At 68.0% G+C, this 17,931-nt stretch carries 19 protein-coding genes; 12 read left to right on the top strand and 7 right to left on the bottom strand.

The annotated features are described in order from the left end of the window. Positions 1 to 14 precede the first annotated feature (14 nt). Both DW306_RS11570 and DW306_RS11565 read left to right on the top strand, forming a co-directional pair. On the top strand, positions 15 to 1,754 hold the full coding sequence (locus DW306_RS11570) for an SIR2 family protein (RefSeq protein ID WP_136055743.1): 1,740 nt from the start codon (positions 15 to 17) through the stop codon (positions 1,752 to 1,754). After that, positions 1,724 to 3,586, top strand: coding sequence for a hypothetical protein (locus DW306_RS11565; protein ID WP_168429308.1), 1,863 nt, complete (start codon positions 1,724 to 1,726; stop codon positions 3,584 to 3,586). The genes DW306_RS11570 and DW306_RS11565 overlap by 31 nt, the downstream gene beginning before the upstream one ends. A gap of 157 nt (positions 3,587 to 3,743) precedes the next feature. Here the strand turns inward: DW306_RS11565 and DW306_RS11560 are convergent, their stop codons facing one another. Then, a complete protein-coding gene (locus DW306_RS11560; RefSeq protein ID WP_136055741.1) occupies positions 3,744 to 4,976 on the bottom strand; it encodes an AAA family ATPase in 1,233 nt (410 codons plus the stop codon). 154 nt (positions 4,977 to 5,130) lie between these two features. Between DW306_RS11560 and DW306_RS11555 the strand changes: the two genes are divergently transcribed. Genes DW306_RS11555 through DW306_RS11545 form a run of 3 tightly spaced genes read left to right on the top strand, consistent with a single transcriptional unit; the run spans position 5,131 to position 7,666 of the window. Further along, on the top strand, positions 5,131 to 6,717 hold the full coding sequence (locus tag DW306_RS11555) for a molybdopterin-dependent oxidoreductase (protein WP_136055740.1): 1,587 nt from the start codon (positions 5,131 to 5,133) through the stop codon (positions 6,715 to 6,717). Between the two features lie 32 nt (positions 6,718 to 6,749). After that, entirely contained in the window at positions 6,750 to 7,238 is a 489-nt protein-coding gene (locus DW306_RS11550) for a MogA/MoaB family molybdenum cofactor biosynthesis protein (protein ID WP_136055739.1), read from the top strand. Then, positions 7,235 to 7,666: a molybdenum cofactor biosynthesis protein MoaE gene (locus DW306_RS11545; RefSeq protein ID WP_136055738.1), complete on the top strand. Its 432-nt coding sequence runs from the start codon at positions 7,235 to 7,237 to the stop codon at positions 7,664 to 7,666. Before DW306_RS11550 ends, DW306_RS11545 begins: the two co-directional genes overlap by 4 nt. 13 nt (positions 7,667 to 7,679) lie before the next feature. On the opposite strand, the gene DW306_RS11540 is transcribed toward DW306_RS11545, so the two are convergent. From DW306_RS11540 to DW306_RS11525, 4 genes are read right to left on the bottom strand one after another with little or no spacing between them, the layout of a single operon-like run. Next, entirely contained in the window at positions 7,680 to 7,913 is a 234-nt protein-coding gene (locus DW306_RS11540; RefSeq protein ID WP_136055737.1) for a MoaD/ThiS family protein, read from the bottom strand. Beyond that, positions 7,910 to 8,404, bottom strand: coding sequence for a cyclic pyranopterin monophosphate synthase MoaC (gene moaC, locus DW306_RS11535; RefSeq protein ID WP_136055736.1), 495 nt, complete (start codon positions 8,402 to 8,404; stop codon positions 7,910 to 7,912). Before moaC ends, DW306_RS11540 begins: the two co-directional genes overlap by 4 nt. After that, the gene (gene glp, locus DW306_RS11530; protein WP_136055735.1) at positions 8,401 to 9,636 is read right to left on the bottom strand and encodes a gephyrin-like molybdotransferase Glp; all 1,236 of its coding nucleotides are present in this window, start codon (positions 9,634 to 9,636) and stop codon (positions 8,401 to 8,403) included. The genes moaC and glp overlap by 4 nt, the downstream gene beginning before the upstream one ends. Then, on the bottom strand, positions 9,633 to 10,418 hold the full coding sequence (locus DW306_RS11525; protein WP_136055734.1) for a HesA/MoeB/ThiF family protein: 786 nt from the start codon (positions 10,416 to 10,418) through the stop codon (positions 9,633 to 9,635). Before DW306_RS11525 ends, glp begins: the two co-directional genes overlap by 4 nt. A 68-nt stretch (positions 10,419 to 10,486) precedes the next feature. On the opposite strand from DW306_RS11525, the gene DW306_RS11520 reads away from it, so the two are divergent. Together DW306_RS11520 and DW306_RS11515 are read left to right on the top strand one after the other, a co-directional pair. Then, positions 10,487 to 11,125 (top strand): dihydrofolate reductase family protein, encoded by a 639-nt coding sequence (locus DW306_RS11520; protein WP_168429307.1) that lies wholly within the window; start codon positions 10,487 to 10,489, stop codon positions 11,123 to 11,125. Continuing rightward, complete coding sequence (locus DW306_RS11515; protein ID WP_205814158.1) at positions 11,122 to 11,703, top strand: putative glycolipid-binding domain-containing protein; 582 nt, start codon at positions 11,122 to 11,124, stop codon at positions 11,701 to 11,703. The genes DW306_RS11520 and DW306_RS11515 overlap by 4 nt, the downstream gene beginning before the upstream one ends. A gap of 12 nt (positions 11,704 to 11,715) precedes the next feature. On the opposite strand, the gene DW306_RS11510 is transcribed toward DW306_RS11515, so the two are convergent. Continuing rightward, entirely contained in the window at positions 11,716 to 12,327 is a 612-nt protein-coding gene (locus DW306_RS11510; protein WP_136055732.1) for a CGNR zinc finger domain-containing protein, read from the bottom strand. A 58-nt stretch (positions 12,328 to 12,385) separates the two neighbouring features. Here DW306_RS11510 and DW306_RS11505 point away from each other — a divergent pair, with 58 nt between their 5' ends. Continuing rightward, positions 12,386 to 13,657, top strand: coding sequence for an MFS transporter (locus DW306_RS11505; protein ID WP_136055731.1), 1,272 nt, complete (start codon positions 12,386 to 12,388; stop codon positions 13,655 to 13,657). Positions 13,658 to 13,664: 7 nt separating this feature from the next. Here DW306_RS11505 and DW306_RS11500 read toward each other — a convergent pair whose 3' ends face one another. Beyond that, positions 13,665 to 15,053 (bottom strand): D-alanyl-D-alanine carboxypeptidase, encoded by a 1,389-nt coding sequence (locus tag DW306_RS11500; RefSeq protein WP_240747166.1) that lies wholly within the window; start codon positions 15,051 to 15,053, stop codon positions 13,665 to 13,667. Between the two features lie 167 nt (positions 15,054 to 15,220). Between DW306_RS11500 and DW306_RS11495 the strand changes: the two genes are divergently transcribed. From DW306_RS11495 to DW306_RS11480, 4 genes are all read left to right on the top strand, one after another. Further along, positions 15,221 to 15,613 (top strand): TOBE domain-containing protein, encoded by a 393-nt coding sequence (locus DW306_RS11495; protein WP_136055730.1) that lies wholly within the window; start codon positions 15,221 to 15,223, stop codon positions 15,611 to 15,613. A gap of 3 nt (positions 15,614 to 15,616) precedes the next feature. Further along, positions 15,617 to 16,405, top strand: coding sequence for a molybdate ABC transporter substrate-binding protein (modA, locus tag DW306_RS11490; RefSeq protein WP_136055729.1), 789 nt, complete (start codon positions 15,617 to 15,619; stop codon positions 16,403 to 16,405). Continuing rightward, entirely contained in the window at positions 16,402 to 17,190 is a 789-nt protein-coding gene (gene modB, locus DW306_RS11485; RefSeq protein WP_136055728.1) for a molybdate ABC transporter permease subunit, read from the top strand. Before modA ends, modB begins: the two co-directional genes overlap by 4 nt. Next, a partial coding sequence (locus tag DW306_RS11480) for an ATP-binding cassette domain-containing protein (protein WP_136055727.1) occupies positions 17,187 to 17,931 on the top strand: 745 nt, incomplete at its 3' end. The genes modB and DW306_RS11480, both read left to right, overlap by 4 nt.

The following is a 17,931-nucleotide window of genomic DNA, read 5'->3' as shown; positions in this document are numbered from 1 at the left end:
AGCGAGAGGTGCTTATGCAGATCACGGCAGATGTGGCCGTTCCAAACGATCTCGTGCAAGCAGCGCGATCAGGTCGGCTCGTGCTCTTCATCGGCGCAGGTGCGTCACGAAACGCCCCATCCTCCTTGCCGCTCTTTAACGGGTTGGCGAAATCAGTCGCTGCTGCGCTGGGTGAACCCTACGCGGAGACGGAGAATCCGGACTCTCAGCTCGGAGATATGCACTCCCGCCATTCGTCAGTGAAGGAGCTTGTCCGCGCAATAATCGGCGACACCGCGTCCTTCCCGAACGACACTCATCGAGCCATAGCTCGACTAGCGGGAGCCTCCGGGTCACGGATCGTCTCGACGAACTACGACGAACACGTCGAGACCGCGGCGCGCAACGAAGGAATCACTCTGGGGAGAACATATTTTGCCCCCGCGCTCCCTCTTGGGCGCAACTTCGACGGTGTGATTTACCTCCACGGATCCGTATCTGAGGATGCCGAGACGCTGGTTCTGACAGACCAGGACTTCGGGCGCGCCTACCTTACCGACGGTTGGGCGCGCCGTTTCGCGCACGAACTCTTCTTGAACTGGACTGTCCTGTTCATTGGTTACAGCCATAACGACGTTGTCATGACCTATCTCGCTCGTGGTCTCCCCTCAGGTGCGAAAAGATACGTCCTCACAGCCGAGCCAAATCACAAGCGCTGGCGGCCGCTGAGCATCATTCCAGTGCCTTACCCGCCAGATGATGATCACAAGGCGCTCACTGTCGCACTCGATGCGTGGGCAGATCTAATGCGGATGGGCCAACTCGAGCACTACGCGCGGGTGCGTGAGATCGTCTCCGGCGCTCCACCGAAAGCGCCCGAAGAGATCGACTACCTCGCCGACGCAGTCACTACTCCGGCAGGGTTGAGAGGATTTGTATCCCTTGCTCGCGGGTACGACTGGTTGCGGTGGGCGGAGGCACAAGCCGGATTTAAAGAGCTATTCCGGCCGGGCCGGCGAACCGACGTGACGTCGGCGATCTGGGCTGCATGGTTCGTGGAGCACTTTGTGTCGGACCCGGCGCATTCTGAGCTGGGGCTTGTTAGTATCGCGCGCCTCGGACCGGTGCTGTCGGCCGACCTTATTTGGCGGATCGGTCAAGCGCAATCGGGTCTTCATGCGGCCTCTCCGCAGGAAGCGCGCCGCTGGGATGCCGCGTTGAAAGCGGCCGTCCGTACCGATGGTGGAGAGGTCGACAGTGCCTGGTATCAGCCGTACGGTAATCCCTATACCGGCGTCGCACTGCTCCCATCTCTGCGGCGTGCACTTACGCCCAGACTTCTTCTGAGTGAGCGGCGTAGCTGGTTGCCTCTGATCGCGGATGACGAAGATGATGCCGAGAACACGGCGCCCGCAGGAGTCTCAGCGGCGATCGAATGGTCAATCTCCGAGGGCCTACTGAAAACTCTCTGGGAGCGACTCGCGACTCAAATGGACCTAGTAGCGGTCGACGCACTCCAAGTCGCGGAGCAAGGCCTGAAGGAGGCATACGCGCTTGTGCACGCGTTCGACCCCGATCGGTCGTTCGACTCCTGTCTTTCCGTCGAAGCGCGATCGAGCCGCACTCGCAGGATCAGTTCCCACATGAAGAGGACGTCATCATCAATCTGCTGCGCGATTGCGGCGCTCTCGCGGCGCCGCTCGACGGTTCGCTTGCAAGACGATGGCTTGGATCTGAGCTTGCATTGTTCAAACGGCTCGGTGTGCACCTCGTAACTGAAGAGAGCACATCACCAGATACTCGTCTCGCCGCTATTCTCGAGCGGGGTCTCTTGTTTGACTACGAGACGAAACACGAGATCTTCCGGTTGCTCGCGACTGTAGCCCCGCTACTCTCTCCGGCAGCACGTCACGCTCTGCTAGAGGCAGTAGTCGAGGGGCCGCCGCACGGGGACGGGGATAGCGACCCGGAAAGGCGTTTCGACAACAGGGCGATCTTCGACCGGCTGGAATGGCTGAAGCGATACGCGCTCGACTGGGATGAGCTCGATCAGGCGATCGAGACGCTCCTCACCCTTGAGCCGGATATGGAAGTTCGCCCGCATCCCGACCATGACACCTGGATGGAATCGGGCACATGGGGCGAAAAGCCCCCCGTCACAGTTGAAGAGTTCGTCAATCTCATCGAATCCGACGGGCCCTGGCGAGCGATTAGCGCAATCACCGCGCGCGACTACACCGAGAGAAGCTTCAACGAACCAACGTGGGATGATGCAGTGCAACTCATCAAGGAGACCGCCACGGCGCATCCGGACGCTGCTCTCCTGCTGCACTCGTGTCTAACAATCACCCCTCTCCGCGCACATCAGGACCTAATCTCAGCCTGTATATACGGGTGGGCGGACGCCTCCCTTGACGCAATACAGCTAGAGGCGGTGCTGTCGATCCTCGAAGCTATCGAGCTCCCAACTGATCTCGTGCGCCCCATCAGCGCGTTTATCCTTCGCGCCGCAAAGAAGCTGGACAAAAAAGCCAGCACTGACAGGCTTGCACGGCTCGACCACCTTGCAAGAGAGGTCTGGGCTAACCACGCCGTTGCGTTCTCCGAGCCAGGGTGGTCAGATTCACTGTTGCGGGGCTTGAATACCTGGCCAGGGTTCCTGGCGCAGTACTGGATCCAGCGGATCTCCCTTCGTTGGCAGGCAGAGCCAGATCAATGGAGCGGACTTCGCTCCATTGAGGAAGATGCACTGAGTGCGATGCTCCCGTCCGCTGGATCCTCGCATGCAGCGAACGCTGCGCTCGGGATCATCGCAGCTGATTTCGCCTTCCTGTTTTCTGCCGATCGACGCTATGCCACCGAGCGTCTGGTCCCGCTGTTTGATACCGCCACATCCAACGTCGCGCCCGAGGCCTGGTTCAGCTTCCTGCACAACCCGCGAACATCTCCGGAGATGCTCGATAGCGGATTCTGGCAACTCCTTCTCGCAGCGGAGAGCACAGCGACATCCCTCGAAGATAGAAACATCAGCGAGCAATATTGGCGTTTGATCGCCTCAATCGCCGCGTTCTCCACGGCCGCCGTCGTCGATAGGAACGAGCTGGTTGGAAGCCTAATGCGCAGATCGGATCAAGGACCGTTAATCTATTTTCTTCGAACGTTGGGATCAATACTCCATTCAGAAAAGCCTCAAGCGGCGGTCGAGATCTGGGATAAATGGTTGGGCGCCATCATGACGCAGCGTTACGACTTGCCCGCGGGTATGCTGTCTCAGGACGAGCGTGCCGCATGGGGAGACCTCGCTTTGGATCTCGGCCTGAACGCGGCCATCGAACTTAGCGCGCGAATTCCCGGCCCCATAACAGGGCGGACCCGGTTCAACCGCGTAAGCGAACAGTTTGCGCTCGCAAGCCCGACCCTTTTAATCAGTCTTGCGCAACTGCGTCTTCAAGTGACCGAGATCGCAGACTGGCATGTGCAGAACGAGCTAAGCGAGCTAGTTCAGCGCGTTGGACATTCAGCGGACCCGACCGCAATTAGCGCACTCGTGGAGACCGCACTGCTGAAAGGGGTCGGCGATGCGCTCAACTGGGTGCGGCCCGTTTAGGCGTATCTTCCAGGCGCACTCCCTCGCGAGTTGCCGCGTATGGCAGCCCAGGCTTACACCCGAGCGCTAGGAGACGCTTTCAACGGGTTCTCTCCTATTTGAGACTCAGTCACGTGACCTTATGGACTGACCGGCCCGCGACACCGACCGATGAACGTCAGATGTTCGGCCAGTCGCCGGTCAGGTAAGCCTCGACGGCGCGGTGTCGGAATGTATACGGCTTGCCGCGATCGATGATGCCACGCACGGTGTCCAGCCGCTGAGCAGTGGGACCGGCTTCCGTCACCTTGGAAAAGCCCATCTCCTCCGCGATGCGGGTGAGCGTGCGATCCGGAGCGGGAAGCTCCGCCATGACCTGCAGAAGTTGACGCTCGCGCGCAGGAAGGCGCTCGAGGATGCGTTCGACGTGTGCGGTCGCCTCGCGCTGTGCGCCACGCCAGCCCTGCCGCACCTGCTCAGCAGTGATCGTCGGAGTCCTTCCGGCGTACCAGGCCTGCTCTCCGGCGAGCTGGAACAGGAACGGCTCGCCGCGGCACACATCGACGATGCGAGCGGCTGCGTCGGGCTCCATCCGGATGCGCGCGGAGCCGCCGGTCCCATCGGGAACCGCCCACCCCTCGAGGACGAACTCCTGCAGAGCCTCGGCGAGGTCGTCGTCGTCGAGGGCGGACAGGGTCGTGCTCTTGAAGCGGCGGGCGAAGGTGGCGCCCTTGCGCGCGCCGGCCATGTCCTCGAAGTCCGGAAGACCGGTGAGGTAGACCGCGATCGGCAACGAGCGGCTGACCCGCGCGCCACCGGGAACCTCGACCTCGACTTCGTGGGTCAGGGCGTCGCCGAGCGCGATGAGCAGCTGCGACAGTGCCTTCTCATCGGTGATGTTCTGGACCTCGTCGACATGGATCAGCACCATGACGGCGCCGTTCGTGATCGCAGCCCTTCCGACTTCCACCAGCAGCTCGGTGAGCGCGGCGTACGGCTCACGGCCATCGGAGCCCCGCAGAGTCAGTGAGATGCCGGAGATCGCGACCGCCTGCACGCGCGCGATGGCGTCGCCGATGCGCTTCTCGCGTGACGATGACAGCCCGGCGTCGGCCGCGATCTTCAGCACGGCCTCTGCGACGAGCTTCAGCGGGTCCGCACCTGCAGGGATGCGCAGCTGCGGCGTGACCCAGTCGCCGGCGCGGGATGCCTCCTGAGCGATGCGCCGGACGAGAGCGGACTTCCCGAGGCCGGGCTCACCCAGGATGGTTCGACCTCGCTCCGGCAGGCCGGCGAGCCGGCGAGGCCGCACGACGTCTCGCCAGTCACTCAGCTGTTCCGTGCGTCCCGCCCACACCTCTGGGATCGTGTCGGAGCCGGGGCTAAACGGGTTGTCGAGTGCATCTCGCATGGCGATAACATTATCAGACATCATCGCTTTGATAATGTTATCAGCGAATAACGTTCTCGAGATGTCCGACGCCGCTCGATCAATCGATCCGATCCGATAGCGCCGCGTCTCCGAACAACCGCTGAGCACCTTCACGGTGGAACAGGAGACGATCATGGCCAAGCGCCGCAGCGGCAAACGATTCATCGCGTGGGCTGCCCTCTCGGGGGTGATCGGCGGCGCGGTCTTCCTCGCGGTCGCCGAACTGTTCGCCCTGCTCTTCGCTCGTGCGGCCAGCCCGATCCTGGCGGTCGGCGGCTTCGTGATCGACATCGTGCCGCAGCCCTTCAAGGAGTTCGCGATCGCCACGTTCGGCGAGTACGACAAACTCGTCCTGCTCGGCAGCCTCGGCCTCGCGGTGGTCATCGCCTCGGCGATCGCCGGCATCTTGCAGCTCGTCAAGGCTCCGCTCGGCGTCATCGCGCTGATCATCGCCGGGGTGCTCTCGACCGCCGCGATCGTGACCCGCGCCGGCGCACCCGCGCTCGCGTTCCTGCCGCCGGTCCTCGGCACCATCGCCGGCTCGATCGTCCTCATCCTTCTCGTCCGGCGCCTGCGAACCTGGCGTGCCGCAGCCCTTCCGGAGCGGGCGGATGATGCCGCCGCCGACGCGGAGACCGCCGAACCGAAGGGCATCGACCGCCGCCGGTTCTTCATGGTGGCCGCGATCTCCGGAGTCTCAGCCGTCGTCGTCGGCGTGGCATCGCGCGCCGTGAGCATGACCGTCGGATCGGTCGAGGCGATCCGGGACTCCCTGAAGCTGCCCGGCGCCAAGTCGAAGGTCACGATTCCGGAGGGCGCCGAGCTCGACATCAAGGGTCTGAGCAAGCTGTACACGCCGAACAAGGACTTCTACCGCGTCGACACCGCACTCACGGTTCCGACCATCGATCCCGCGACGTGGCGCCTCACGATCGACGGCATGGTCGACCAGAAGGTGGAGATGTCGTTCCAGGACCTTCTCGACATGGGTCTCGACGAGTACTCCATCACCCTGACCTGCGTCTCGAACGAGGTCGGCGGGGAGCTCGCCGGCAACGCCATGTGGCTCGGCGTCCCTCTGCGTGACGTGCTGAAGAAGGCGGGCGTGAAGTCGGGTGCCGACATGGTGCTCTCGAAGAGCGTCGACGGCTACACGGCGAGCACGCCGCTGTCGGCCCTGACCGACGACAACCTCGACGCGATCCTCGCCGTCGCCATGAACGGCGAGCCGCTGCCCGCCGAGCACGGCTTCCCGGTGCGCATGGTCGTGCCCGGTCTCTACGGCTACGTGTCGGCGACGAAGTGGCTCACCGAGCTCAAGGTCACGACCTTCGCGAAGGACGAGGCGTACTGGACCCCTCGCGGCTACAGCGCCGAGGCGCCGATCAAGTTCTCGTCGAGACTCGACACCCCGAGCATCGGCGAGGCTGTTCCCGCCGGCAGGATCCCGATCGCAGGTGTCGCCTGGGCGCAGTCCGTGGGCATCGAGCGCGTCGAGGTGAAGATCGACGAAGGCGAGTGGACGGCGGCCACGATGTCGACGCCGGTCAACGACGACACCTGGGTGCAGTGGTTCATGGAGTGGGACGCGACGCCCGGCACGCACTACGTCGCCGTCCGCGCCGTGAACAAGAACGGCGACCTCCAGATCGAGGAGCGCGCGCCGATCGCGCCGAACGGATCATCGGGCTGGCAGCGTTCGCTCATCCGCGTCACCTGACCCCGCGGCGCGCAGGCCCGTAGGGTGTACCCATGACCTCCCACCCCGCCCTCGTGATCACCGTCTCGGATCGATCCTTCCGCGGGGAACGCGAAGACCGCGGCGGACCGATCGCCGTGGGACTGCTGCGCGAGGCCGGATGGAGCTGCCCGGATGCCGAGATCATCGAAGACGGCACGAGCTCGGTCGCCGATGCTCTGCGCAGAGCCGCCGCCCGCGGCATCCGACTGATCGTGACGACCGGCGGTACCGGTGTCGGTCCGCGCGACCAGACGCCGGAGGGCACGAGCCGGGTCATCACCCGCGAGATCCCCGGCATCGCCGAAGAGCTGCGCCGCAGCGGTATCGCCGACACTCCCCTGTCGGTGCTGTCGCGAGGGATCGCCGGCATCATCGACCCCTATGGGGCGCTGGTCGTGAATCTTCCCGGATCGACGCGCGCGGTCGCCTCCGGAGTTCCCGTAATTCTCGGCGTCGCCGGGCACATCGTGGATCAGGTAGAGGGCGGAGACCACACATGAACGACGTACGACTGGCAGCGATCAGCGAAGAGGCGCTCGATCTCGACGCGCACCTGCGCGCCGTGGAGGACCCGCGGCTCGGCGGCGTGACGACCTTCGTCGGACGCGTCCGCGACAACGACCCCGACGCGCAGACGCCCGTCGTCGGACTCGAGTACAGCTCCCATCCGGATGCCGAGGCGACGCTGCGGCGGATCGCCGAAGAAGCCGGGGGTGAGGCATCCGCCGCCGTCGTGGCCGTCAGCCACCGCATCGGCCGGCTCGAGGTCGGCGACGCCGCCGTGGTGATCGCCGTCGCCAGCGAGCACCGGGCCGAGGCCTTCGAGGTGTGCCGCGCCGTGATCGAGGAGATCAAGAAGGAACTGCCGGTGTGGAAGCGTCAGGTCGAATCCGACGGCACCACGTCGTGGAAGGGCATCGGCGGCTGACGCCGCCCTCGCCTCACCCGCCGGCGAACGGCGGGAGAACGTCGATGAGCTGTGCGTCGTCGAGGGGACGGTCGTCGTCGGCGCGCACGCCGTCGACCATCACGGCGCAGCGAGGCAGGATGTCGACGAGAGCCGGATGCTGCGCGACGACGGCCGCGCGCAGGGCGAGCAGTGTGCGCTCCTCGCGCTCCTCGGCATCCGTTCCCGCGGCCTCTGCCGCAGCGGCGAAATAACGGACCCGGGTCATCGTGCACCTCCCGGAGCGTCTTCGCCGGGTCGCACCCAGTCGCCGGAGCGCCCGCCCGACTTGGCCACGATGCGCACGTCCTCGATCACGACCGAGCGATCGATGCCCTTGATCATGTCGACGATCCCCAGTGCGGCGATGGAGACCGCGGTCAGGGCCTCCATCTCGACGCCGGTGCGGTCGGCCGTGCCGACGGTCGCCTCGATCCGCACGCCGTCGTCGACGATGTCGAGCTCGACATTCGCGCGGTGCACGCCGATCACATGGGCGAGCGGCAGCAGCGCCGGCGTCGACTTGGCGGCCTGGATGCCGGCGATGCGGGCGACCGCGAGCACGTCGCCCTTCGGGGCGGTGCCGTCGCGGAGGGCGGTGACGACCTCGGTGCTGCAGCGCACGAAGCCGCGTGCCGTCGCCGTACGGACGGTCGGCTGCTTCGCGGTCACGTCGACCATGTGCGCGCGGCCGGCCGCGTCAAGGTGAGGGAAGCTCATCCCACCAGCATGACATCGATCACGTCGCCCACGGCGACGGCCTCGACCTCGGCGGGCACGATCGCGAAGGCGTGCGCGCGGGCGAGGCCTCCGGCCAGATGCGATCCCGATCCGCCCGCCGTCGCCGGACGCACCGTGCGCGCGGCGAGGTCGACCACGGCGGGAAGGTACTGGCGGCGTCCGGGCGGCGTGGTCCAGGCGGCATCCGCGGTGAACGGCGCGTGCGCGCGACGGATGTCGGTGCGACCCTGCATCGCGAGGAGGGCCGGACGCACGAACACCTCGAACGACACCGCCACGCTGACCGGGTTGCCCGGCAGCCCGAAGACGAGGCCGCCAGCATCCAGCACGCCGAACGCCTGTGGTTTGCCCGGCTGCATGGCGACGCTGACGAACTCGACCTCGCCGCGACCGTCGAAAGCCCCGCGCACCGGCTCGTACGCACCGGCGCTCACGCCACCCGTGAAGATGATCATGTCGGCGCCGACCTCGACGGCCTCGGCCGTCACCGCGCTGACGGCCTCCGGTACATCCGGCACGCGGGCGACGAGCACGACCTCGGCGTCGGCATCCGCCACCAGCTGCTCGAGCAGGGGACCGTTCGAATCGGGGATGCGGCCGCGTTCGGCGGGCTCGCCCGGATCGAGCAGCTCGCTCCCGGTGGAGATCACGGCCACGCGCGGCGCGCGCGTCACGGTCACCTCCGACACCCCGGCGGCCACCGCGGCCGCGATCTGGAAGGCTCCCAGACGCTCGCCGGCGAGGACGACGTCATCGCCCGCCTGCAGGTCCGCGCCGCGTCGTCGCACGAACGCGCCCGGCTTCGCGGGCGCGTGCAGCACCCGCACCTCGCCGAGCGAGTCCGCGAGACCGCCTTCGGTGTCTTCGAACGGCACGATCGTGTCGGCGTCGGCGGGGGTCGGCGAGCCGGTCATGATGCGTGCGGCCTCGCCCGCGCCGAGCGGCGGATCGATGGAGACTCCAGCCGGCAGGTCGGCGACGACGCGGAGCGTGACGGGGTGCTCCTCGGATGCCGTGGCGACATCCGCCGCGCGCACGGCGAAGCCGTCCATCGCCGAGTTGTCGAACAGCGGGATGTCGTGGGCGGCGACGACCGGATCTGCGAGGGTGCGCCCCGCGGCATCCTTCACCGCGCGCGTCTCCGCCTCGAGCACGTTCACGGCCTCGAGGACGCGCGCGAGCTGGTCCTCGACCGTGCGGCGGCCGGTCATGCGGACACCGCCTGGGCGACAGCGGACGCCGGACGGATCGCGATCTCGTACTGGCGAGCGGTGAGCGCATCGATCATGGCGAGGCGGCCGAGCAGCGGTTCACCGGCGCCGGTGACGAGCTTGATGACCTCGCCGGCGAGCACTCCGCCGACCTGCACGCACAGGGCGCCGAGCACGCCGACCTGCGCGCAGCTGGGAGGTTCGCCCTCGGTCCCGGGCGGGAAGAGGTCGGCCAGCACCACGGGCTCGCCCTGGGGCGGACGCGACCAGAAGACCGTGGCCTGCGCGTGCCACTCCTGCACGGCGCCCCACACCAGCGGAAGCCCGAGAGCCTCGGCGGCGGCGGCGACCTCGCGGCGGGTCTCGAACGAGTCGCTCGTGTCGACCACGACATCGGCCCCCGCGAGCAGGCGTTCGGCATTCGCGGCATCGAGGCGCTCGGGCCGTTGCACGACCGCGGTCTGCGGCGCGAGCGCCGTGATCGCGCGCTCGGCGGAGGCGGTCTTCTTCGTGCCGATGTCTTCGACGCGGTGGGCGAGCTGACGCTGCAGATTCGTCAGTTCCACGACGTCGTCGTCGATCACCGTGAGCGCTCCGATGCCGGCCGCCGCGAGCGCGAGAAGCACCGGTGAGCCGAGGCCGCCGGCGCCGACGACGGTGACGCGGGCGGCGTTGAGGCGGCGCTGCCCCTCTTCGCCGATACCGGTGAGCACGGCGTGCCGAGCGGTGCGGACGAGTTCGGTCGGCTCCAGAGCAGGTGCGGGGGCGACGAGAGGATCCATGGCTTCAGGGTATGCCTCGACGCGGGCATCGCACGAGGGAGCCTGTCGCAGTCCGGCATGCGGCGAGTATGGTGGGCGCCGAACGGGCCGCCGACGCCCGGGAGACGGATGCCGATATGCGCACGCTCATCGCCGTGGAGTTCAGCTCGCTCGACGGAGTCATGCAGGCTCCCGGCAGAGCGGATGAAGACAGCTCCGGCGGGTTCGATCGCGGCGGCTGGGCGGCGAACCACATGGCGGGCGATCCCGAAGCGGGCGCGGCGGCGATGGCGGGGAGCGGCGCGACCGAGGGCATGGTGTTCGGACGGCGGACCTATCTCGATCTCGTCGGGCATTGGCTCACGACATCCGAGCCCAACCCGTTCACCGATGTGCTGCGCGAGACTCCCAAATACGTCACCAGCAGGAATCCCGAGGCGGATCTGCCCCATCCGAACAGCGAGCTCCTTCCCGGTGAGGCGGTCGACACGATCGCGCGCCTCAAGGCGGCCGGAGACGGGGAGCTGGTGATGCTCGGCAGCGCGACCCTGCTGCACAGCCTTCAGGAGGCCGACCTGATCGACGGGTACATCCTCACGATCCTGCCGGTGACCGTCGGCGCCGGAAAGCGCCTGTTCACCGACGGCACCGTTCCCGCGACGTTGACGCTCACCCGATCCGTGGTCACCCGGAAGGGCGCGATCGTCGCGGAGTACCGCCGCTCGTGAAGCTCTCACCGGTGCCGACGGAGGCGAGCTGGACCCATCGGGGTGCCAGGTCGGGGTTCGAGGTGGTGTTCTTCCGACCGGCGGGCGACGGCCATCGTCTCGTCGGCCACACCACCGCGAACGAGGAGTCCGCACTCTGGTCGGTCGGTTACGACGTGACGCTGGATGCCGCGTGGCGGACGGTCGCCGTGCACGCGAGCACGCTCGCTGCCGCCGGTGGCCGCGCGGTCGCGCTGACCCGCGATGCGGAAGATCGGTGGACGGTCGACGGCGCGCCGAGGCCCGATCTCGACGGCTGCGCCGATGTCGACTTCGAATCGTCGGCGGTCACCAACACGTTCCCGATCCACCGGCTCGACTTCGTGGAGGGGGAGGTCTTCGAGGTGTCATCAGCGTTCGTGCGCGCGGATGATCTGCGGGTCGAGCGCCTCGACCAGACGTACTCGCTCGTGAACCGCTCCCCCGGGGGACTGACGTTCCACTACGAGTCACCCGCGTTCGCGTTCGTCTGCGACCTGGGCTACGACGCGGCCGGGCTCATCGTCGACTATCCGGGCATCGCGGTGCGAGATCTCTGACGGGGTGGCCGTTCAGCTCTGCTTCGCGCTGCGGAGCCGTCGCTCCCGCGCGTAGTACTCCCGCACCCGGTTGCGGTTGCCGCAATCGCTCGACACGCACCACCGACGATCCTTCCGCGCGGAGGTGTCGAGGAAGACCCACCCGCACTCGGCATCCTGGCACTGCCCGAGTTCGGCGAGGGAGGCGCGAGTCAGCAGGTCGAGAGCGGAGAGCGCGATGCGGCGACGAGGGAGCGCGAGGTCCACGGGGAGGTCCCATCCCCACTCGTCCTCATGGCGTGCCAGGTCGGCGTCCGCGATCGCGTCGCGGTACTCCTCGAGGACGACGCGCGGGTCTGCGTTCGTGAACAGGACGTCGTAGACCGCCTCACGGAGGCCCCGGACGCGCGCGAGCTCTTCTGACGCCGCTGCCGGCGAATGCGCAGCCAGCTTCCTGAGTCCGCCTGCCTCGCCGTCGGTGATCAGCTCGCTCTGCTGCGCCCATCGGATGACATCGTCGTCCTCGTGCAGGTCGTCTCCGCGCCGCGATTCGGAGAGCCGCCACTGCACGGTGTTGATCAGATCCAGCACCGGGTGGCCCCCGATGCGGGAGAACTCCGCACGACGTCGCGTCTCTTCGGCCATGGTCGGATTCTAACGCGCAATCTTTACTTCGTCCATTAGGTCTGTCATGCTCTAATGCATGAATCAGCCGTGGCCCATTAAGGAACGGGATCCTTCGCCGACGGAGTGGCGACGGGACTTCCGCGTGTTCTGGTTCGCTCAGGGGTCGTCGATGATGGGTGACCAGCTGAAGGAGTTCGCGATCCCCCTGATCGCGGTCTCGGTCCTTCACGTGACGGCCACCGAGCTCGGCATGCTCAGCGCCGCGCAATGGGTTCCCTTCCTGGTGCTGGCGCTTCCGCTCGGGGTGATCATCGACCGGTACCGCCGACGGCGGCTGCTGGTTCTCTCCGAGACCGGCCGCGGACTGCTCATCGTCGGTCTCGTCGTCGCGGCCGCGCTGAACGCGCTCGCGTTCCCGCTGCTGCTCGTCGCCGTCGTCGTGCTCGGTGCGCTGACGGTCATCTACGAAGTCGGCTATCAGTCCGCCATCCCGTCCCTGGTTCCGCGCGATGCTCTCGGTTCCGCCAACGCGAAGATCCAGGCGACCGTCGCGGCGGGCGAGATCGGAGGGCTGGGCCTCGGCGGTCTGATCCTGCAGCTCCTCGGCACGACGGCGACCTTGATCGTGAACGCCGCCGCCTACCTCGTCTCGGCAGCAGCGCTCCTGATGATGCGTGCCGAAGAACCCGCCCCGGTGACCACGAGACGGCATTTCCTCGTCGAGCTGCGCCAGGGGGTGCGCCACGTGACGCGCGATCCCTACCTCCGCGCGAACGTCGGATTCTCCGCGCTCTACAACCCCTTCGCCCAATGGGTGGTCATCCTGCTGATGATCTACGCCGTGCATGGGCTCGGGCTGGAGGCCGGACAGATCGGGATCGTGTTCTCGATCGGCGCGGCCGGAGCGCTCGCGGGCGCGGCGGTGGCGTCACGGCTGGCGACGCGTCTGCGCACGGGGACGATCCTCGTGCTCTGCGCCGCCGTCGAGTGCGGCGCACTGCTCCTGATCCCCGTCGTCGACGCCGCCTGGCCCCCGGCCCTCATGATCGCCGCGCTCGCGGTGATCATGGCGGCGAACGGCGCCGGCACGGCGATCTCGAACGTGTTCCTCATCACGATCCGCCAGCTCCGCACGCCCGACCACCTGCTCGGGCGGGTGAATGCGACGATGCGCACGATCACCTACGGCACGATCCCGCTCGGAGCGCTGGCCGGCGGGTTCGTCGGCGACGCGCTCGGACCGCGTCTGGGCATCGCCGTCGGTGCGATCCTCTGCCTGCTCACGGTGCTCTGGGTCTGTCTGTCACCGCTTCGCGGCATCCGTCATCTCGACGATCTGGCCGTCTGACCGCGATCTAGCCCCGGGCGTCCGTCATCGCACCCAGCTCGGCCGGGTGGGTGAGGCGCCACCATTCGGTCGGCGGGTCGATGTTCCCCACGATCTTCACCGCAGCGGTGACCGTGTTCGGGCCGGCGGTCCACGTGATGCTCCCGACGTCCGTGCCGTCCTGGTAGATCGGCGGGGTCTCGATGTCCGTCGTGACGACGATCGGCGTATCCGACCAGGTGAAGATCGAGACGGCCTCGCCGATGACGAGTTGGGCGGTATCACCCCACGGTGTCGTGACGGTGCCGATCTCCTGGCCGGATTCCGAGACGGGCACCTGATGGAATCCGGCGCGGATGTCGTCCAGGGTGGCGATCACGGCGGCGTTCACCGAGTCGCGCGACGCTCCTCCGAGCAGCACGCCGGTCACAGCGAGCGGATCGGCGGCGCCGACGTCGAGCGTCGCCGTGTACAGCAGGCTGTACGTGCCCTCGCCCAGGGTGCCGGTCTTCAACCCGGTGACCCCCGAGGTTCCGAGGAGGCCGTTGGTGTTGTAGAGCTGTCCGGCGCCGGGGAGCGAGATCGACGGGGTCGCCACGATCTGCGCGATCGCGGGATGCGCGGCGGCGAGCTTGGCGACCACCAGGAGGTCCGTCGGCGTGCTCGTGTTGCGAGGACTGATGCCGGTGGTCTCGGTGATCGTGGTGCCGGTCAAGCCGTGCGCTGCGAGCCAGTCGCGCGTCGCGCCGAGGAACGCGTTCTGCGACCCGAAGATGTGCGACGACAGCGCCTCGGCGTAGTTGCTCGCCGAGGGGATCAGCATGGCGGCGAGGGCGTCGTGCAGCGACATCGAGGTGCCCGTCGGCATGGGGGCGATGGTCGCGCCCTGCACGTAGTAGCGGTCGTAGAGGTCGTGGTCGGCCTTGGTGAAGGTGATCGTCGGTCCGGGGTCGTCGGCGGAGGCGAGCGGAACGGCGTCGAGGATGACGAGAGCGGTGATGAGCTTCGTGATGCTCGCGATGGGGAGGGCCTCGCCCGTCCCGCTCGATCCCCAGATCCCGCTCGCCGCCGCCCCCAGGTAGGCGTCGGCGCCGGTGACGCTGATCGCCGAGGCGGCGACGGGCGGAGCGCCCAAGGCGGCGGTCTCGACGGCCGGAGCTGAGGGCGTCCGGGTGGTCACCGCCGGCGGATTCACCGGAGCAGTGAGGGCCCATCCGATGTAGCCTCCGGTCGCAGCCAGCAGCACGACGACGCAGATGGCGGCGATGATCAGGCCCCGGCGTCGGCGTCTTCTGCGCAGCAGCGGATCGATCCGGTCGCGGGCGGAGACGAACTCCTGCTCCTGGGTCATCAGCTCCGCGAACTCCGACAGCCCGTCCGCCGCTGGATCCGGCGGCGTGGTCGTATCGCTCGTCACTGCGCTCCGCCTGTCGCTCGAAATCCCCGGAACTGCCCATCTTCGCCGACATCTGTCCTCCGCGGTATCGGCCATTCGGGGGACAGGCGGTCGTGATCGCGGTCCTGTCGCTTCGCATATGCGGAATATCTTTTCCATCGGATCCGCATCTGCGGTACGTTCGAACCATGCAGACCTATCGGATCGCACGCGCGGCGCAGCTCCTCGGAGTGAGCGACGACACCGTCCGGCGGTGGATCGACCACGGCCTCCTCCCCGTCACGGATGCCGTTCCGGCCGAGATCCCGGGCGACGCGCTCGCTGCTCGTGCCGTCGCTCTCGCGGAAGAGGTCCGGAACTCGGACGACGTGCTCTCCAGCGCCCGCAACCGCTTCGTCGGGATCGTCACCCGCGTGCAGATCGAAGGGCTCATGGCTCAGGTCGACCTGCAGGCCGGTCCGTACCGCGTCGTCTCACTGATGTCAGCCGAGGCCGCGCGCGATCTGCAGCTCGAGGTCGGCTCTCTCGCCACCGCGTCCGTCAAGGCGACCCAGGTCGTCGTCGAAGTCCCGAAGGCCTGACACATGAACCGCACGTTCCGCCCTTCCGCCACCGCGCTGCTCGCCGCCGCTGTGCTCGCCCTCACGAGCTGTGCGGGTGCCGCCGAGTCCACGCCATCCGCCACGCCGTCGGAGACCTCGGCGGAGAGCACGCTGAGCGGTGACCTCAACGTCTACGCCGCAGCATCGCTCTCCGGGGCGTTCGACGCGATCGCCGAGGCGTTCACCGCCGAGAATCCCGACGTGACGGTCAGCCCCGTGTACGACGGGTCGTCGACTCTCGTCACGCAGATCCTCGAGGGTGCCCCGGCCGACGTGTTCGCCTCGGCCGACGAGGCGAACATGGACAAGGCGGAGGATGCGGCGATCGACCCCGCGCTCTTCGCGTCCAACACCCTCGTGATCGCGGTGCCGGCCGGCAACCCCGGCGATGTGGAGACTCTCACCGACCTCGCCGATGTCACCACCGTGCTGTGCGCCCCCGAGGTTCCCTGCGGAGCGGCATCCGCGAAGCTCCTCGCCGCCGCCGGCGTGACGGTCGACGCCGCGAGCCTCGAGCAGAACGTGACCGCCGTGCTCACGAAGGTCGCGGCATCAGAGGCCGACGCCGGGCTCGTGTACGCGACCGATGTGATCGGCCGCGACGACATCGAGGTGATCGTGCCCGAGGGCGCCGACGACGTCGTCAACCACTACCCGATCGCCGCGCTCGCCGACGCTGCGAATCCGGATGCCGCCGAGGCGTTCGTGACCTTCGTCCTGTCGGACGCCGGTCAGAAGATCCTCGCGGACTTCGGCTTCGGAAAGCCATGAGTCCGAGCGGCGCGCAGGGTTACGCGCCCCGCGCGCTCGCCGTTCCCGCCGCGGTCGGGCTGATCTTCCTGATCCTTCCGCTCGCGGCGCTCGTCGCCCGTGTGCAGTGGTCGACGTTCCTCGCCGACGTGACGTCGGAGGCCGCGCTCTCGGCCCTCGCCCTGTCGCTGGGTACCGGGCTCGTCGCCACCGTGCTGTGCATCATCGTCGGCGTGCCGCTCGCGCTGTACATCGCGCGCTCGGGGCCGCGCCTGGCCGCCGGGCTGCGCGCGGCGGTCACCGTTCCCCTCGTGCTTCCGCCGATGGTCGGGGGCGTCGCCCTGCTCTACCTGTTCGGTCGGGCGGGGTGGCTCGGCGGTCTCGGGCTGTCCTTCAGCACGCCGGCGGTCGTGCTCGCGCAGACGTTCGTGGCTCTCCCGTTCCTCGTGCTCGCGGTCGAGGGCGCCGTGCGCACCTCGGGTGTCGACTACGAGCGCACTGCGGCCGCCCTCGGGGCGAGCCGGTGGACGATCCTGCGCCGCATCACGCTGCCGCTCGCCGCGCCCGGGATCGTGGCCGGCGTCGTGCTCTGCTTCGCCCGTGCCATCGGAGAGTTCGGCGCCACGGCGCTGTTCGCCGGCAACCGTCCCGGCGTCACCCAGACCATGCCGCTCGCGATCTACACCGCGTTCAACGGCGCCGGGGTCTCGCAGGGCGCTGCGGCGGCCCTCTCGCTGCTGCTGCTCGTCACCGCGATCGCGGTGCTGCTTCTCGTGCGCGGCTGGCGTCCGGGGGCCGCGCGATGAGCGGGCTGCGCGCGCACGTCGTCGTCGCCCGCGAGCACTTCGCGGTCGACGTGGCCCTCGACGTCGCGCCCGGTGAGACCGTCGCCGTGATGGGTCCGAGCGGTGCGGGCAAGTCCACCCTGCTCCAGGCGCTCGCGGGCCTCGAGCCGCTGACCGACGGGGAGATATCCATCGGCGGCCGCGTCGTCGATCGGGTCGCAGCGCCCCGCCTCCGCACCGAGCCGATGAGTCGCGGCGTCGTGCTGCTCGGACAGGATGCCCGGCTCTTCCCGCATCTCTCCGTGCGCGAGAACGTGGCCTTCGGTCCTCGGGCGGGAGGGGTCGACGCCCGCGCAGCCCGCGATTCCGCCGATGAATGGCTCGTCCGCGTCGGGCTTCCGGGGGCGGGGGATCGGATGCCGCGCGAGCTCTCCGGCGGCGAGGGGCAGCGCGTCGCGGTGGCGCGCGCGCTCGCCGCCTCCCCACGAGCCGTGCTGCTCGACGAGCCGCTGGTCGCCTTGGACCCGGCGACCGCGGGGGAGATCCGGCAGATGCTGCGCGAGCAGCTGACCGGCACCACGACGATCGCCGTGACGCATGATGCGGCGGATGCCGTCGCGCTGGCCGAGCGCCTGATCGTGGTGGAGTCCGGTCGAGTGACGCAGAGCGGGCCGGTGCGCGACGTGCTGGCGGCACCGGCATCCGCATTCGTCGCCGCGATCGCGGGCGTCAACCGCCTCGTCGGGACTAGCTCCCTCGCCG

The organism is Microbacterium sp. K24, from assembly GCF_004794465.1.
Classification (GTDB): Bacteria; Actinomycetota; Actinomycetes; order Actinomycetales; family Microbacteriaceae; genus Microbacterium.
This window is presented reverse-complemented; position numbering and strand designations above follow the sequence as displayed.

Excerpts from the sequence above, each read along its gene's own strand:
- DW306_RS11570 (WP_136055743.1), top strand. The coding sequence starts at position 15 with ATGCAGATCACGGCAGATGTGGCCGTTCCAAACGATCTCGTGCAAGCA.
- DW306_RS11560 (WP_136055741.1), bottom strand. The coding sequence starts at position 4,976 with ATGCGAGATGCACTCGACAACCCGTTTAGCCCCGGCTCCGACACGATC.
- DW306_RS11555 (WP_136055740.1), top strand. The coding sequence starts at position 5,131 with ATGGCCAAGCGCCGCAGCGGCAAACGATTCATCGCGTGGGCTGCCCTC.
- DW306_RS11550 (WP_136055739.1), top strand. The coding sequence starts at position 6,750 with ATGACCTCCCACCCCGCCCTCGTGATCACCGTCTCGGATCGATCCTTC.
- DW306_RS11545 (WP_136055738.1), top strand. The coding sequence starts at position 7,235 with ATGAACGACGTACGACTGGCAGCGATCAGCGAAGAGGCGCTCGATCTC.
- DW306_RS11540 (WP_136055737.1), bottom strand. The coding sequence starts at position 7,913 with ATGACCCGGGTCCGTTATTTCGCCGCTGCGGCAGAGGCCGCGGGAACG.
- moaC (WP_136055736.1), bottom strand. The coding sequence starts at position 8,404 with ATGAGCTTCCCTCACCTTGACGCGGCCGGCCGCGCGCACATGGTCGAC.
- glp (WP_136055735.1), bottom strand. The coding sequence starts at position 9,636 with ATGACCGGCCGCCGCACGGTCGAGGACCAGCTCGCGCGCGTCCTCGAG.
- DW306_RS11525 (WP_136055734.1), bottom strand. The coding sequence starts at position 10,418 with ATGGATCCTCTCGTCGCCCCCGCACCTGCTCTGGAGCCGACCGAACTC.
- DW306_RS11520 (WP_168429307.1), top strand. The coding sequence starts at position 10,487 with ATGGTGGGCGCCGAACGGGCCGCCGACGCCCGGGAGACGGATGCCGAT.
- DW306_RS11510 (WP_136055732.1), bottom strand. The coding sequence starts at position 12,327 with ATGGCCGAAGAGACGCGACGTCGTGCGGAGTTCTCCCGCATCGGGGGC.
- DW306_RS11505 (WP_136055731.1), top strand. The coding sequence starts at position 12,386 with ATGAATCAGCCGTGGCCCATTAAGGAACGGGATCCTTCGCCGACGGAG.
- DW306_RS11495 (WP_136055730.1), top strand. The coding sequence starts at position 15,221 with ATGCAGACCTATCGGATCGCACGCGCGGCGCAGCTCCTCGGAGTGAGC.
- modA (WP_136055729.1), top strand. The coding sequence starts at position 15,617 with ATGAACCGCACGTTCCGCCCTTCCGCCACCGCGCTGCTCGCCGCCGCT.
- modB (WP_136055728.1), top strand. The coding sequence starts at position 16,402 with ATGAGTCCGAGCGGCGCGCAGGGTTACGCGCCCCGCGCGCTCGCCGTT.